We start from the raw sequence: 17,205 nt of genomic DNA, 5'->3' as shown, positions 1-17,205 counted from the left end.
AGAGGACTGCAATGCGGCAAACAAATCCCACAAAAACTATAGTCGAGAACGTGCTAACGCCTCAACGCGTCAGAGAGCTTTGGTCGTCCAATTACTCCGCAGTCATTCCGATTACGCCGCAAGACTTTTCGATGGAAGCGGTGCTGCCTGCGGTGCTGTACATGTTTCGCTGGGGACATCGTAGAGGCGCAGGCAAATTCGCTTCTGCATTTACAAGCGAAACTGAACCGATACTGTCGATTGATCAAATCGCAAAAAAGCTTGTCGAAAAGGATCAGTGGTTTGCAAATTTCAAGGATGAAACAACTCTAGCAATACTTGGCGATCTGCTACTGACTTATTGCTTGGAAAATACGGACCATTCAACGGGCCGAACGAATCAAGTTATCCGAGCTTTTCCTACCCATTATTTCGCGAGCTGGATAGATCTTCCCAAACAGATCGGACACTTGCGTTCTGTTCCCGAAATGATTGTTGCGCTGCTCGTTGATCAACCGGACGGTTCGCATATCGAGTCGGGGCGTGTTAAATCGAGATTCTCGGCCGGCAGGAGTATGGAGGATAACGAATTACTGAAACTCCTTGGAACTGGCGTGTATTCTGAAGGTCGAGAAGCCAACGTTTCTGCCGAGCGATATTCAGAAAGCGCAGAAATAGGAATCGATCAGCTACTTACTGTGAGAATGGCACAATCTTGTACACAGGCACCCCAGAAATTGAGGGGACCGAGCGAAAGTGGTTTAATACCAAACTCTAAGCCACTATCAAAAAACGCTGCACAACGATTCTCGCGAGACCTGAGCGTTTTTCTACAGGCATATGGAACCGTTATTCCGAGGCATGCATTGATACCAATGCTCGAAGCTTGCCTTTCGCTCGGGCTTTCCAACATCTTTCTTTCAAGTGCGCAGCTGGCGCTCGGCTGGGAAAAGACAAACGAACTCTCGTTGCCCAAAGAAGATCGTCCATGGCAGCTATTCGTTGATTGTTCTTCTGGCGCGAATAATGACTTACGTCGGTTGGCCGAAGAGTCCTTTGAAGACTGCTTCAGAAGACTTGATCGATTACCAATAACGTTGATGACCATGAGAATTCTCGATCAAGCAGTGTCTTATGACGAGGACATGCGTGCCGAGGTGAAGTCTCTGAAGCAATCACCTCACAGCGAAGGATTGCTCAACCTCCTAGGCGCCATTAGAGATGGCAGACATGAAAATTCCCAATTTTTAGCGAAGGATTTAAAACGAAAGTGCCGCGAATTAGCGGATGCACTTGAAGCGGACGAAGAGCAATTGGCTGTCACGGAGCTTCTCCGAAATCCCGAGGTCGAGCCAGCAACAAGACTTGGCGAAGCATTGGTTGCTCTGATGGGTGACAAGCTCAATCGATCGCACTTTCAGAAAGCTCTCGAATCTTGCCTTATGGTTGATTCGCCAAGCGGCCTCGCAAGTAAGCGAAAGGTAATGGTATCCACGATGGGTAAGAAGCGGCTTACAGAGGCCCGGTCAATCGTATTGACCAATACGATGATTGACTTTCTTGTACATCGACATCTGCGAAAAGACAAAAAGGGAAAAGGCGAACAAGTTCTTAGCTTGCAGAATTTCCTTGTCTTGCTACGAGAACGGTATGGCTTATTCGTGGATCGCTCTCCAGAAGGAATGCCAATCGCAAACGAATTGTTGTCAGCGAATAAGAAGTTCCTGGAACGTCGCTTACGCGACCTCGGATTGTTGGTTGGTGTCAACGATGCGGAAACAATGAAACGACTGACGGCGCGGTATGTGGCTGAGGACAATAGCAATGACTGATTTTGAATGCCAACTTCTATCTCAAGCTTTCGCAAAACTGCTGCCACAACCGGCTGATGGTAACGTGGCATTTGTGACTTTCTTGGATGGTGGAGTTATTGAAGATCTTTGCCAGTCGCAAACTTTTGATGTCACCGGATGGACCGCAAACGGCGTCATAGACGTAAGTAAGAGCTCTAACAGATTGATCAGCGCAGACAAAGCCGTTGAGTTACGCGAAGAGAAACAAGGCAGCCATCTATTACTCGTAGATCCGAGCCGCGCAAAAAGCGGAATGGACGGCATCTACAGCGCCTGTTTCGAAGTTACTGAACAGGCCTTTTTCGAAGAAGCAATTAGGTTGGCGGTGCTTCGTATCGACCAGCGATGGCAGCCGATCTGCAAAAAAGCAGTTGATCGCACAAGAAAGATTGGCCGGCAGAACACCATTTCGCCGATGGCGGAATTTGCTTTCCTCGCAAAGTGTGCTGCGGATTTGAAAGACTTTGGAAACCATCTTATCGACCTAGGATTGTGGCCCATCAAGGTTTCGGACGAGCCGCCGGACGAAGCCGAGATAGAAAAATCAGTTAGGTTAGTGGAGCGATTGCTCTTAGCCACGGGCGCCGCTCAACCACCCTCTTCAAGAGTCGCTTCGTTGCTATTGCGCGACGCTTCTGATGCGCAGATCAAGGAGCTGGAATCATTTGTTCGTAGTTCGACCGGGACACGATGGACTCAGGCCCTGACAGACTTGAGAAATAAAGAAGAGCTGTGGCTGAATAGCATTAACCCAGGTTTCTTCGGTTCCAGCGACCTCGTTTCTTTGGAGCTATTGAAGTGGCGGGGGCGCAATGACGCAAAAGCGCAGGTATGGTCAGGACTTAGTCTGAGTGAGGCTGACGGTGGCATGCTCAAAATTGCCATTAATCCGACTCCGAGCAGTGCCAAAGAACGGTCTAAGCTGGAAGTACGATGGAAAGCCATACCCGAAGGGCTCAAGCGCGATGCGGTTCAGTACAATGTAACAGTGGTCGCAGGAGACGAGGTCTTAGCGGAGCAAGTTGTATCGCACTCTGGAAAGGACCCGCAGAAAAGTAAATTTACCGAAGAGGACTTCGCCGACATAGAAGAGGGCTCGAAGTTCGAGGCGAAGATAATCATCAAGGCGGTCGGTATCGAAAACGTCCGCGAAATTGAAACAGAAGAGTTTATTCTTTCCATCGGTAGAGAATCGAAAGACGTGCGCTCCGCAAGTGGACAGCATCTTCGTTGTCTTATTGATGGAGCAATAGCACTTGAACGAGATGTTCTTCAGTCTCTTCTCAACTCACCAGATGTGGACAAGTGCTACAACGAAGATCGTCGTGGCTACATCGTTTTCAAGGCAAATCAACGCAGTTATCGAGTTCACCGCCCAACCCTTGTCAAGCTTCTTGAAACCGAGTGGAATGACAACCGTGGTCGTCCATCCCGCTGGATTGTGAGGCTCCGACCCGACGGCACAAGACACTCGGCGATTGAATACATTCAAATGGACGACCCATCCACGTCGCGTCTCACGGATGCGTGTCGCCAATTCGCTGACTACATTGCCAAGTGCAGAAGCACTTATGGCGCTATTTATCAGCAAAGCAAAGTTATTGATGAATATATAAATGCATGGTCATCGACATTTGAACAAGGATCGCCAGATTTTTGTCTTGCAGGCACTGTCGAAGTGCAAAGCCTTTCCGGGAGAACCATAGGACTGATAATTCTGCCTTGGCACCCTGTTAGAGTCGCCTGGCATTATTCGTACGACGCGCTCGTGCAGCAGCTCGCCTATGAAGAGAATGTATCGGTAAAACGCATTGAAGGACTTGTCGCTTCACTAAACGGCGCACACTATCCGCTGATTATTCCGGGACCGAAACCAGATCAAAACTTTGTCTTCGGCGATATGTTGGGATTTCACTGCGTTGCAATGGTTCTACAGTCTGATACAGAACCGCGGGCATCAATAGCACTTTTATCGAAAGCACTGTCTGACGAAGCGAATCCTGTGCCTGCTTCGATCAGTTCTTCTGTAAGCCGCTATCTCGGCCGCGAAATCGCACGCTATGCGAATTTGCACCAGAGCTATCATAATATTCACGTTAACGCATTTAAAGCGGGCGATGGCTGCACAATTGCAAGATCGCTTGGATGCAGTTTGGGCACCGACATTGCTGATGAACCAGACGCCCCACCCATCACACAAGACGTTGGTTTTACTTTGCGGCTAATCGGTTCTGCCAGAGAACATGGGACGGCCGGAAGCTTTCTCACGGAGAGTAGTGAAAAACGCCGCGCTGGTATTGGCCAAATTGCACGAGTAGACAGATGGATGCTGGAGTCCTATGAATTCGAAGGTCAACAATTGCCCCGTCTAAATTGGGCAAAGCAGTTCGAAGCCGATTCTCCGCCCCCGTCGCATTTATCAGTTTCCTTTGACACATTCGATACCTCGGTAGTCCCTGATGTCGCAGCAGGACCTCCTGAAACTCGACCATTAGAAGTGTATGGATTGGTTGCACCGATCTATCGCAATTTTAAAATGCGTCCACACCCAGTCTGGATGACGGGCAATGCAACGAGCGTTGACGGTGAAAAACATCCGGCTGGGAAAGTATTTACAGATCGCTTACTCCGCATTCAGAACTTCTTGCTCTCTGCCACCTCTCGTTCTATCTCAAAAGAATCGGGACCTGCGGTGTTAGGAAATGCAGTGCTCAAAACCAGTTTGAGTCAATCTGAAGAGAACACACTGTCGAAAGTCCATGAAACGAGCGATTGGGTAATAACCATAGATCGGCACGGTGGACTTGAGTACTTTGATTCTCCGTGTGAAGCAAAGGATACTTATGAAGCGTATGTAATAGACTGCGTTCCCGAGAGACCTTCCCTCGGCACTATGCAACTCGTCACCTCTACCACTCATCTGAGCGAGGTGACGACGCTGTTAGCCAAACCCTTAGTGGAGATGAATCTGAGCTGCAGTCCACGGAATTGCGAGTTCCTCCTTATGCAATTGAAAGGGCTCAGTGGAAGGTTGGCGATGCGGTTAGCAAACTCTTCTCAGCAGCCTGGAGAACTAATCGCACTTTCACTTCTGTATTCGAATTGCCTGCGTGAAAAACATTCCGGTTGGTGCGATTTAAATGAAGGATTTTTCGTTCCCCTCGATGATGTCCCGGAATTGTGCCCGGCGAAAAAAGACGGCGGTGCCTCACAAGTTAGAGCGGATCTCGTCTATGTGACCGCCACTAAGCGGGGATCGCTTTGCCTCTCTTTCGTGGAAGTCAAATATAGACGTCATTTGCGAATGGCACGAACAGAAGATTTGTTGAACTCGATTCACTCTCAACTGACAAACACTAGAACGCATTGGGAAACGTTCTTCCTTTCCGACTCACTGACACCATCAGAAGCGAGCATACGGCGGAGTATGGTCGGAAAGATCCTGCGATTCTATGCTGAAAAAGCGCGACGACACTATCTGAAAGAGGATGTGTTTTTACGACTGTTAAAGGAAATAGACAAATTCATCTCTCAAGCTAACAAGTATCAAGTCAATCTATTGCCGGACAAAGGATTCATCTTCTGCCCAGAATTTCCCGGTGACGCACCTGAAATGATACCGTTCAGCGAACAAGTCGACATACATCTTTTCGGGCCGGCGCAAATGCCGGACCATGGCAAGCCGCGCCCACAACCTTCCAAAGATCTCACTCACGATCTGCGTGATGAACCCGTACATTCTCCACGACTCCCAGCAGTCACCCCAAATCCAGAACAGCTTAATGAGCTGCAGTCTGATCCCGTCGAACCCATAGATAGTCAGCAGGAAAACCCACCCAGTCCAGGTTCTGTCGCAGTTGCCGAACCGCCGAGTGGGCAAATTGAGTCCAAAATTCCCGTGGGCGAGATAATTCTCGGGACAAGTCTAACGAGCGGAGAAGAGGTCATCTGGCGTCCGTCTATTTCCAACAATCCACATCTGATGATCGTCGGACTGCCCGGTATGGGAAAAACTACGACGCTGATTACGATCACTAAGCAGTTATTGCAAGCCGGGATAAATCCGGTTGTCTTTTCCTATCATGATGACTTTGATCAACGGATCACTGATATCGTGGGCGGTGACAACATTTCGTTCATTGATTATCGTGGGTTAGGATTCAATCCATTGCGGATCGTGACTGAGAACCCGCTTGCATACTTGGATAATGCAGGAATGCTCCGGGATATCTTCTCTGCAATTTTCTCAGAGCTTGGAGACCTACAGACCGAGCGCATTCGCGAATCGATTAAGCAAAGCTATTTGGAACTTGGGTGGGGGTCCGAGCATACGAATCAAGAACAAAGAGCAATACCCGCGTTCCAGCGGTTTTTCGACATTCTGAATTCGCAAGAACGCGTTAATCCCGGGCTGATGGCGCGGTTGGCTGAGCTGAATGATTACGGATTCTTCGCAAGCTCTGGTGAGATGCGAAGCGCCCTAACCCAGGACGGTCTCAAGATAGTTCGGTTACACCAAACTAGCAACGAGTCCCTCCAAAAAGCATTTGCCTCATTCGTTCTGTATAACATCTATCAAGAAATGTTCATAAGGGGAGTACGCAATCGAATTTGCGATGCGGTTATCTTCGACGAAGCACACAAAGCATCAAAACTGAGCCTCTTGGGACGTATGGGCAAAGAATGCAGAAAATATGGCATTTCGCTTTTAGTTGCATCACAGGAAGTCAAAGACTTTAGCAGCTCTCTGTTCGCTGCCGTGTCCAACTATCTGCTCCTTCGCCTAACGGATACAGACGCACGAATTGCAGCGAAGAATGTCGCGCCGACCGACATGGTCAGTCGCATCACTGATCGCCTCAAAACTATGCCAAAGCACAATGCGATGTTTTTTACCGAAGGCTCGCCGCGACCTGAAACCATTTCGCTCCTCAAACTGTGAGCTGGACTGAACGAACGATTAAGACCGTCGTTGAGACCTTTGCCTGCGCGCCTTAGGAAAGCCCGAAGTAGCGTTCAAAGAACCTCGACAATTTGTCCAAGACCGTTTGTTTCTTCGTCGAATGACCGCTGTCTTTGGAAAATCTTGAGACAGGCGGCATGATCTTAGTAATTGCTGTGCCGCTGGTCGGTATTGCCCCATCGCGGAAAGCATTTTCCACGAATGACCTTGTCTCCTCAGCGTTGAGGCTCTCATCGATGATAATGCAATCTAGTTCTTCTGCCTTTTTGACCTTGATGAACGTAAGCCAGTCTGCATCAACTTTGGCCGCCGTTGTGAGAGAATCGACAAACTCTTCAATAAGGTCCTTCTTGTTACGCAACGACGGACTGGAACTGATCGCTCGTTCGATGGTAGCCAGGATCTCTTTGTCTTCACCAGTACCTTTCGACTTAATGTATCGCTCCACCAACATCAGAATGTAATCGACGTTGATTTCGACCTGCTTAATAAGCTCAATTTCAAACACTACATCATCGTTGATGGATTCTTTCTCCGCCGTGGAAGCGCTGCGGAATTCGGCATACAGATTCAAATACACGCTCTGGTAGTCTTGAAAATCTCGTTCACTGAGTATTTCATTTCCAGCAAAATCGTCAAATGATCTGAGAATGTTCTTGAGTCGTAAGATCGAGCCAAACAGTTTGATGAATTGTTTCTGCAAATTCTCACCGATGATCGGCATCCCTAGTTCAAAGTTACTGACCAATTCGGCGATTTTCTTCTGATATTCCGAATAATAGTCCCTGTAGGGCTTGAGCAATACGATGCCCTTGGCGTCCTTATTACCGAAAAGCGCAAGCGCGTCATTCGTTTCTTCTTCTAAATTCCGAAAAGAAACAATGTTGCCGTAAGTCTTAACTGAGTTGAGGATGCGATTTGTCCTGGAGTATGCCTGTATCAATCCGTGCGCGCGCAGATTTTTGTCGACCCACAGTGTGTTCAATGTGGTGGCATCGAAGCCCGTCAGAAACATGTTGACCACAATAACGACGTCAAGCTCGCGGTTCTTCAACCGCTGCGACAAATCTTTGTAGTAGTTCTGGAATTTATCAGCAGAGGTATCATAGCTGGTGGCAAACAAAGCGTTATAGTCTTTGATAGCAGCCTCCAGAAAATCCCGCGAGCTCTGGTCCAGCCCTTCGGTCTCGAACTCTTCCTCGCCGAGAAGACCGTCCTCATCGTCATCATTGACGGCGAAGCTGTAGATCAATCCGATCTTCAGCTTCTGAGCAATTGGGATGTCTTGCTGTTGGCTAGTGAATTCAGCATAGTAGCGTTTCGCGGCGTCGATAGATGCCGTGGCAAAAATGGAATTGAATCCACTGACTCGCTGGCTACGCCGGATTTCTTCAATCTTATTTCTGCTGGCGATAACCTCTTCTACATTTGTCACTATTCCGTGCTGATAGACAGTATTGCCACCGCGCTTCGTTTTCTGGTCGAAGTGTTCACGGATATATCCCACTATTTGAGTGATGCGTTTCTTGGCGAGTAGTGCCCGCTCTTTGTCGATGGCCGACACCTTTTTGTCGCGGACGTTTGCTGCGGTTCTTATGGTATTGATATAGTCGATTCGAAAAGGAAGGACATTCTTGTCATTGATGGCATCGACAATGGTGTAGGTATGCAACTTGTCGCCGAATGCTTGCTCCGTGGTCCGGCGTTGTGGATTGCCACCGCTCCCGGCGTTGGCGGCGAAGATTGGCGTACCAGTAAAGCCAAACAGATGATACCGGTTGAACACTTTCGTAATTTCTGTGTGCATGTCGCCGAATTGGCTGCGATGACATTCGTCGAAAATTACTACGACATGTGAGTTGTAAACCGAGTGCTTTTTGTTCTTCGCGACGAAGCGACTGAGCTTTTGGATGGTGGTGATTATGATGCGCGACGCTGGATCTTCGAGTTGCTGTTGAAGCACCGCAGTGGAAGTATTGGAATTAGCTGCGCCCTTTTGAAAGCGTTCGTATTCGCGCATGGTCTGGTAGTCCAGATCCTTTCGATCAACAACGAATAGCACCTTGTCGATCTCCGCCAGTGCACGTGCCAGCTGCGCCGCCTTGAAGCTCGTCAGTGTTTTGCCGGATCCCGTCGTATGCCAGATATAACCGCCAGCTGATATGGTGCCCAGTTGTCGATGGTTCGTTGCTGTTACGATGCGCTGCAGGATCGATTCGGCTGCAACAATTTGGTATGGACGCATTACTAGCAGCTTCCGATCCACATCGAACACACAGTACTTGGTGAGGATATTCAACAGCGTATGCTTAGCGAAGAAAGTCTTCGTGAAATCGGTCAACTCCGTGATCGGCTTATTCTTTGCATCGGCCCACCAGCTGGTGAAGGAAAAACTGTTTGAGGTCTTCTTTCGGTTCCGCTTATTGCGCTGCTCTGCTAGGTGTCCCTCGCGGACGGTATTGCTGTAATACTTTGTGAGAGTACCGTTACTGATTACGAAGAGTTGGACGTACTCAAACAACCCGGAGCCAGCCCAAAAGCTGTCTCGCTGGTAGCGGTTGATCTGATTAAACGCCTCGCGGATTTCCACGCCCCGACGCTTGAGTTCAACATGTATCATCGGCAGTCCGTTTACCAGGATAGTCACATCGTATCGGTTACTGCGCATCCCCTCTACTTCGTATTGGTTGATAACTTGCAGGCGATTGTTATGAATTGATTGCTTATCAATCAAGTAAATGTTCTTTGTGGTGCCATCGTCGCGCTTGAGTAATTGGATGTGGTCTTCCTGAATGCGTGTAGTTTTTTCAACAATGCCATCGTTTGCTCCAGCTATTTTTTCGCTGAAGAAGCGTTGCCATTCACTCTCGCTGAATTCGATCTTGTTCAACGCCTCCAGCTGGCGGCGCAAGTTAGCGATGAGATCAGCCTCGCTCTTGATACGCAGGTAATCATAAGCCTGAATTTGTAGGCGCTTAAGGAAGTTTGATTCCAGCTCCGCTTCGGTCTGGTAACTTTCTTCACGCACTTTGTTCTCGCGCACGAATTCAGCAACGACCGTACTTTCGCTCGAAAGCGCAATCGGCTCATAGCGGCTGGGCTTCTGGTTTTCGCTCACGACGCTTCCTCGAATGTGAGCAATTGAATGCGATAATACTCGTACTGTTGCCGCCGCGCCTGAATTTCAGCTGGAAGACCGGACGTGGGGTCATTTATCAACGCATCGAAAGAATCGAGGATGGAGACAATGCGTTCCTGTTCTTCAACTGGCGGAACGTAGATTCGGATTTTTCCCAACCCCTCGCTGGACACTCGGATCATCTTTGCTCCAGCAGCATGCTTCACTTTCTGCTCATTGAAATGGCTCGATTGGAAAAAGTAGGCCATGTACTTCGGATTGAGAGAATGGCTGAAAATGTAGCAATCATCATGGACAGCCACTTCGTCGTCGCCTAGCCACGCGACCGCCTTGCCGATATCCTCGACGCTTTCTCCGGTGCCCGCGATCACTAGCTCACCCTTCTTCGCCCTGCGGAGAGTTGCTGCCAGCTCAGGGTTCAGAAAGGATTTGGTCTCCGTCGCGCTCAGACCGTAGTGGGTGTAGATCTCCCCGTAGTGGATGCAGCCGACACCGGATTCTACAAAATCATTGTTAGTGAATCGCCGTCCCCGCGTAAACTTGCCAACTTCACTCAGGGTTGTCCATTCCTTGCTTGTTTCCGGCGCGCGATGATCAAAGGTGAGGAGCTCGTCCCGGTAGTACTTGTACTGTTGACGACGTGCGTCCAGCTCTGCCTCCAGCGCTGCCTCCAACGCCGTAAAAGTGTCGAGTACTTTCACGATCTCCCGTTGGACATCCAGCGGCGGCACCGGCACGCGGAACGTGGAGTATTGACTGATCCACTGGCGTGCATGCTCTTGTGGGGTAAACTGGATGCAGAGCATTGCATAGTACACAAACCGGAAGTTGACCTCTTCCGTCGGTCTAGGTGTAAGCATCTTCATTGCTGACGATTTAGCCTTGAACGGGAAGTCAACCCACTTAAAGGCCGTCGTGAAGTCATCAAAAATGATGGTGGGGTTTTTCGATGACGCTGGGTACAAGTTTTCCGTTTCATCCGTATATCCAAGGATGAAGGTCTGTCCTGCGGTAAGTACTGGAGTAGAATAAGAATCGTCGTAAGCCGTCGATTTAACAAGATACTTTCCAGGCTGTTCGTATGACAGAAGATCGCCCAGCGGCTTAAACTCCACGCCATCCGGGCAATACTGCCCAATCAGATCGTTAATGCGGCTCATGTTATTCCCCTTCCAGGTCCGCAACTATGGTTTCGATCTGCCTTCGCAGTTCCGTTTGTCGAGCGACAATCCCGGCGATTTTGCTATTGAGCGCCTTGATGTCCACCGCTTCGCGTTTGTCCTGGTGCTCCACATACGAGGACACCGCGATATTGTAGTTGTTACTGCCGATGTCGCCATTGTCGACCAATCTTGCGAAGTGGGCAATGTCTTTTCGCGCGGTGAAGGCATCGAGAATCTTCTTTTGATTGTCCTGGGTAAGCTTATTCTTGTTACCAACCCGAATGAACTCGGACGAAGCGTCGATGAACAGCGTCGCGTTGTCGCGCTTGGATTTCTTGAGCACGATGATACATGTGGCAATTCCAGTACCAAAAAACAGGTCAGGCGGCAACTGGATAACGGTATCAACATAGTTGTTGTCGATCAGGTACTGCCGGATTTTCTGCTCCGCACCGCCGCGATATAGGACACCAGGAAATTCAACGATCGCTGCCGTACCATTGACAGCAAGCCAGCTCAGGATGTGCATAGTGAATGCAAGATCGGCCTTGCTCTTGGGCGCCAGCACACCAGCCGGCGAAAAGCGTGGGTCATTGATAAGCAACGTGTTACTATCACCCGCCCATTTGATCGAATACGGAGGATTGGAAACAATAGCTTCGAAGGGTTCGTCATCCCAATGCTGCGGGTCTGTGAGTGTGTCACCGTGCGCGATGTCGAACTTTTCATAGTTCACGTCATGTAAGAACATATTGATCCGGCACAGGTTATAGGTCGTCAGATTCACCTCCTGTCCGAAAAACCCCTGGCGCACCTTGTCCTGACCCAGTACTTTGACGACTTTCAGCAGCAACGACCCTGACCCACAGGCGGGGTCATAGACTTTGTTAACCTCTGTCTTGCCTGCCACAGCGATGCAAGCGAGTAATTCGGAGACTTCCTGAGGCGTGTAAAACTCTCCGCCCGACTTGCCCGCTGTGGAGGCATACATTTGCATCAGGTATTCGTAGGCATCGCCAAAAAGGTCGATGGTGTTGTCTGAGAAATTTCCCAGCGGAAGATCGCCGATGGCATCGAGCAGTTTGACGAGCTTTTCGTTGCGCTTTATAACCGATGGACCGAGCTTGCTACTGTTGACGTCTAGGTCGTCGAACAATCCCTTGATGTCGTTCTCACTATCCGCACCAACGGCCGAGCCTTCGATGCCCTTGAACACTTTGGACAGAGTTTCGTTTAGATTCCCATCGTCCTGCGCTTGCTTCCGCACATTGGCGAACAGGTGGGACGGCAGTATATAGAAGCCCTTTTCTTTAACTGTCTCGACGCGGCCATATTCAGCGTCCTCATCGGACAGAGCTGCATAGTCGAATGTTTTTTTGCCAGCTTTGCGCTCCTGCGTATTTAGGTAAGCTGTCAGGTTCTCTGAGATGAACCGGTAAAACAACATACCGAGCACGTAGCTTTTGAAGTCCCATCCATCGACGCTGCCGCGCAAGTCGTTGGCAATACGCCAGATCGTTTTGTGTAGTTCCGCTCGTTCTGCTTCCTTGTTGTTGTTCACTCGAACCTTCCCGACAATATCAATGTCATCTGATGGTTTGACGCGCACCGCAGAACTTAGTTTTTCGAATCGAGCCACTGACAACCACCGAATCGCATTAGTAAGTAAACATGTAAGAATAACCTAGAATGCATTTTAAGCCGATCATGACAACCGCCGAATCTCTGCGGCGGCGTAAGATTTCGAGGCTTGTCCCCTTTTATATCCATTGCAGCGCCGTTATGCATCCGCGGCTATCGGCATGCAGCGGCAACGCATCAGACTTGCTCGGGCGGGGCTGCGGAACTCATCACAGTAGTCGACAGAATTGCCCATATCTAAATTTTCGTCCCAGGGTTTTCCCTATGGTGCGATTTTCGAAAGCGGCGGTACGATAAATACATGGCGCTCGACGCGCCAATTTAACCCGAGGCAAGCTGAAGATACAGGCGCCTCGGGCTTTTTGTTTGACCAGATTTGATGGACATTTCTGGTTTTTCCTGCAAATTCTTTTTTGCTTCTTCAATACATCCGACCAGGCTTCGACATTTCCTGAGCGCGTTTTTCGCGCACCGTAAATGGTGCTCCATAAGGAGAACACAATGTCAAACGACAGAAAACTAGAGGTCGTTCAATCGACCCAAAGTCCCGCAATCACACCAAGATTTCAATCAGATCTTCTCACCCGTCGAGAGGCAGCAGCATACCTCGGAGTAACTCCCGAAACGCTCGCTGTATGGGCTTCTACTAGGCGTTATCCGCTACGGTTTGTAAAAGTCGGGCGGTTAGCAAAATATAGAAAAGCCGACCTCGATGCGTTCATCAACAGCCGCACGATCAGCTGCGGTTATCGAAATGCCGAGAACGAAATCGCCTAACTACTGGAGGACATCATGACAGATGCGAATAACCTTCAGCTCCTTACCGTGCGTGATACAGCAAAATTGCTCGATATGTCGGAACACACAATTCGCAGATTGATCAAACAACGCAAGCTGCCAGTGGTTCGAATTGAACAGCGCATCATGGTCACCAGGAGCGGAATCGCACACCTAATCAAAAAGAACACCTACGCAATACCAAGCGTGTGTCCTAGAAGCGGAATCATCTTCCGTTAATCGCTAAACAAAAACTTTTCGGAAGGAGAGGGCTGAATTTCTTGGGTCTCTCCTTCCTGCCTAAGGAGAAACATCATGGAAAAACTCAATTTGAAAGACGCTGTGGCCTTCGGCAATTCAGCGTTCACGCGACTCGACCGAGCCGAAGCTCTCTACGAAGAACTCGTCGAAAGACTTTACGCACTTGGAGAAGATGTAGCAAATCGCATCGAATCACCAGAACGCGTTGCCGATGCCCTCATCAAAGCAGCGAAAGCACAAGTCGGACGACGAAATGGTTTCCGCCTCGCTGAAAAAGCGCTGACCACGGCATATCGAATCGTTGCGAAGATCGCTCCAGCAGACAATGCGCGCATCATCACGATCTACAAGCTTCTCGGTCACGTTTGCTGCAGACAAGGCAAGCATCGCGAAGCAATGAAATACAACGCGCTTGCTCTTGTACTTCAAGTGAACCCACAACCAATTTCAATACGGAGCGGGCAGTAATGCCCGCTCTTCTCGCTTGTTTCAAGCGCATCAAGAGGAACTGAACATGGCTAACATGGATTTTGAAGCGTGTTATCGAGCACTCGAACTACCCTTCGGTGCTGGTCTTAAAGAAGTTAACGAACGCTGGCGGAAGTTGTCACGAATCCATCATCCTGATCGTCACGCGCGCAATCCCAAGAACTATCAGATTGCACTTGAAAAACAAAAGCAATTGAACAATGCGCGGGACATCTTGAAGAAATGGTTTGAGACGAACCCGCATGCAACCCCGCCCGGCAGCACAAGTGGTTCTCAGCAGACGCAGAACAAATCGGCGAACGCGAATACGTCAAACAACAACGCCAACAAATCTCAATCAAACAACACGAACTCACAAACAAAACAAGGAACTCAAAGCAAACAGCAATCGCATGCGAGCCAAAACCAACGGCAAACCAACTCGCAAGCGAAGTCGTCAACTTCATCGCAAGGAGCGTCGGCAAAGCCTCCAAATACCGGCTGGTTCACAGCTTCCGAGTTAAAGCTTACGCCGATGCAAGACCTTGTTGAGAAGATCGACAAACACTGCTGTAGCGGCACCGACCCATCATTCCTCGGAATGATTCTTGCATTCGCGGCCATTTTCGGACCGCTCTTCGTGATATCGGGAACGCTCGGCTCCGTATTCCCGGAGCTGCCAGGACACTACCCAGATTGGCTGATGATGACGATGTTGGGTGCCTCTGGTTGGTGCACATGCTACATCTTTCGCTGGTTCTTCGCAGAAGCTGAACTAATAAAGCTCCAGCAGAAAGAGATGTACTTCCGCAGTGGTCGCAGCCTCGGTGATACCGTTGACCTCGCGAAAAGCATCATCGAAAAGCACACCGTTCCAAATGGAAGCTGGAGGTTCGTCGCAGCTGGAGGCGCTACTGAAGCAACGCTACACTTCGAAGAAGAAGTCTTTCCTGAAGTGAAGCGCTCCCGTTGCTTGAAGATTCGTTTCGAAGCCAGACCCGGAGCCTACGCAGTGGTATTCGCAATGGAAGTCAAAGCGACATCACCAATCAACTCCTTCTCCTGTAAGCGAGTTGCGGAAAAGGTTGTTACTGACCTCAAGAAGGAGCTGCAAGAAATAGCAGCTTAAAACTCATCGACGGGCTCGGCTGGACGCCGGGTCCGTTTCTTTTACTAGTCCTTGAATGAACCTGACGACCCGTCTTGACTCGCCCCGCTTTCTCACTTTACGAGCGAAGGCGGGCGATAGACGGCAGATGCAAAACAAGCGCGCCTTCGCCCTGGAGATTTTAGCGGAGCGGTCAAGACACACAGGGCAAGCAAAGCAGCGCACTGATACACCCGCCTCGATCCTTTCCGCTCAGGACAAACGAATCCGGCAGTAGCACCGCGCTTGTTCGATTGCCCGGCTGGGACCGGTGACTGTAACTCAACCAACCATTCCTGCCATGAGTTGTGTTTCCGCGCCTGCTGCCACCCCTTTCCATTGTGATTTTGCGCCGCTGACGACCAGTTCCGCCGACAATTACGTTGTTTGTTTTCGCTGCATTGACTCCGGCCTTCTTCCGCGACCGGGCAACACGCCTTGTTGTTTGCACCGAAGGAAACTGGAGCGCACACCAACAAGCCCGTCCGAGAACGAGTTGAAGTAATTGGCTACCACCGGTGCATGTCTTAACGTGCCAACAGTGACACAACTTTTTGCTTGCTGCAATGGCAAACCCTAAAGGGCGCTACGCGTCCATGCAGCAGCAAAAAGCGCGTGCGCGGCTGACGCTTGTGTCTTTTTCCGAGGCACTAACACGCACTGGAGGTGCCAAATGAACAACTCAATCACTATCGTCGGACATGTCGGACAAGCCCCCCACACAGTCTCTTTCGGAGACACCGGTAACAAGGTCGTGAAATTCTCGGTAGCGGTAAAAGAGTTTTCTTCCAATACCGACGAAGACAAAACAATGTGGATCGACATTGACGCCTGGAACGGTCTTGGTGAGCGCGTCTTAAAGAGCATCACAAAGGGACGCGAAGTGGTGGTAAATGGCCGGCTAGCGATAAGCACCTATCCCAAGGAAGTGAACGGTGTCAAAGTGCAAATGACAAAACCTGTCATCAAGCTCACCAGCTTCCACCTCTGTGGCAAGAAGCCAGCTCGCGATGAGGCGCAGACCGCCTAGCTCTAGTCCTGAATCGGGATTGAAGCAGGGGCGCAAGTCCCTGCTAATTCCTTTTTCTTTCTTCCTTCATGCGCTGTCGTCACTGCTTCTCGTAGCCGTACTTAAGTATCGCCCCGCAGTAGTTATATGAATATACGAATGCGATGACGCCTTGCCTAGCTCGTATCGCGATCAGTCGCAGCAGCACTTTGTCTTAGCGTTTCTATTTCCTTGAGTTTACGAGGTCGGCGCCACCGCGCGTCAAGCGCATCGCAGCACATTTCTCTCCACTCTTACATCTCCGCTTGACCCACGGAGCCAACCCCGTGCCCCCCCCCCCGGTTTTGAGGCGAAACGCCGCACTAACCAGAGGTATGAACATGGAAAAGAATTACGGTCTTGAGCTGACCAACAACAGCAAGGCATCTTGGGCCTTCAGCTTACCGCGCAGCGCGACTTGCATCGGCGCGACCGACATCTGCAAAAAGGTTTGCTATGGAAACGGAGTTCGGTATCGAACAAGCGGCCAGAAAGCCCGTCGGGAACGCAACCTTCGCACAATTGAGCTTCTCCTGGCGAACGGAGGTCCCGAACGTCTCGCAGAAAATCTCATCTCGCTCATCGACACAGTTAGACCGAGCGACTGGCTTGCAGCCTCGATAACCGGCACCCAGAGCCACACACCTTGGACACTGCGCATTCATGATGTTGGCGAATATCCAGAGTTCCGGACTATTCCGAGTAACTCGGAGGAGCGCAATGAAACAGTGCCATGCACTAGTTTGCACGAAAAGGAAGCTCGGCA

At 49.9% G+C, this 17,205-nt stretch carries 11 protein-coding genes; 8 read left to right on the top strand and 3 right to left on the bottom strand.

The features are described 5' to 3' along the window. Positions 1–11: 11 nt before the first annotated feature. Together EKK48_07770 and EKK48_07765 are read left to right on the top strand one after the other, a co-directional pair. Complete coding sequence (locus tag EKK48_07770) at positions 12–1,811, top strand: hypothetical protein (protein ID RTL43634.1); 1,800 nt, start codon at positions 12–14, stop codon at positions 1,809–1,811. Further along, entirely contained in the window at positions 1,804–6,774 is a 4,971-nt protein-coding gene (locus tag EKK48_07765; protein RTL43633.1) for a hypothetical protein, read from the top strand. The genes EKK48_07770 and EKK48_07765 overlap by 8 nt, the downstream gene beginning before the upstream one ends. Before the next feature lie 52 nt (positions 6,775–6,826). Here the strand turns inward: EKK48_07765 and EKK48_07760 are convergent, their stop codons facing one another. Genes EKK48_07760 through EKK48_07750 form a run of 3 tightly spaced genes read right to left on the bottom strand, consistent with a single transcriptional unit; the run spans position 6,827 to position 12,658 of the window. After that, positions 6,827–9,913: a type I restriction endonuclease subunit R gene (locus EKK48_07760; GenBank protein ID RTL43632.1), complete on the bottom strand. Its 3,087-nt coding sequence runs from the start codon at positions 9,911–9,913 to the stop codon at positions 6,827–6,829. Further along, a complete protein-coding gene (locus tag EKK48_07755; GenBank protein ID RTL43631.1) occupies positions 9,910–11,094 on the bottom strand; it encodes a restriction endonuclease subunit S in 1,185 nt (394 codons plus the stop codon). Before EKK48_07755 ends, EKK48_07760 begins: the two co-directional genes overlap by 4 nt. A gap of 1 nt (position 11,095) precedes the next feature. Beyond that, on the bottom strand, positions 11,096–12,658 hold the full coding sequence (locus EKK48_07750) for a type I restriction-modification system subunit M (protein RTL43630.1): 1,563 nt from the start codon (positions 12,656–12,658) through the stop codon (positions 11,096–11,098). A 581-nt stretch (positions 12,659–13,239) separates the two neighbouring features. On the opposite strand from EKK48_07750, the gene EKK48_07745 reads away from it, so the two are divergent. From EKK48_07745 to EKK48_07720, 6 genes are all read left to right on the top strand, one after another. After that, on the top strand, positions 13,240–13,515 hold the full coding sequence (locus tag EKK48_07745; GenBank protein RTL43629.1) for a DNA-binding protein: 276 nt from the start codon (positions 13,240–13,242) through the stop codon (positions 13,513–13,515). Between the two features lie 15 nt (positions 13,516–13,530). Further along, positions 13,531–13,755 (top strand): DNA-binding protein, encoded by a 225-nt coding sequence (locus EKK48_07740; protein ID RTL43628.1) that lies wholly within the window; start codon positions 13,531–13,533, stop codon positions 13,753–13,755. Positions 13,756–13,830: 75 nt separating this feature from the next. After that, positions 13,831–14,244 (top strand): hypothetical protein, encoded by a 414-nt coding sequence (locus tag EKK48_07735; protein RTL43627.1) that lies wholly within the window; start codon positions 13,831–13,833, stop codon positions 14,242–14,244. A gap of 46 nt (positions 14,245–14,290) precedes the next feature. Further along, positions 14,291–15,373: a J domain-containing protein gene (locus EKK48_07730; GenBank protein ID RTL43626.1), complete on the top strand. Its 1,083-nt coding sequence runs from the start codon at positions 14,291–14,293 to the stop codon at positions 15,371–15,373. A gap of 691 nt (positions 15,374–16,064) precedes the next feature. Beyond that, a complete protein-coding gene (locus EKK48_07725) occupies positions 16,065–16,421 on the top strand; it encodes a single-stranded DNA-binding protein (GenBank protein RTL43625.1) in 357 nt (118 codons plus the stop codon). A gap of 359 nt (positions 16,422–16,780) precedes the next feature. Next, positions 16,781–17,205: hypothetical protein (locus EKK48_07720; protein RTL43624.1), on the top strand; the 425-nt coding region annotated here is incomplete at its 3' end.

The organism is Candidatus Melainabacteria bacterium (genome assembly GCA_003963305.1).
Lineage (GTDB): Bacteria > Cyanobacteriota > Vampirovibrionia > Obscuribacterales > Obscuribacteraceae > PALSA-1081.
The sequence above is the reverse complement of the archived record's forward strand: the minus strand, read 5'-3'. Positions and strand labels throughout refer to the sequence as shown.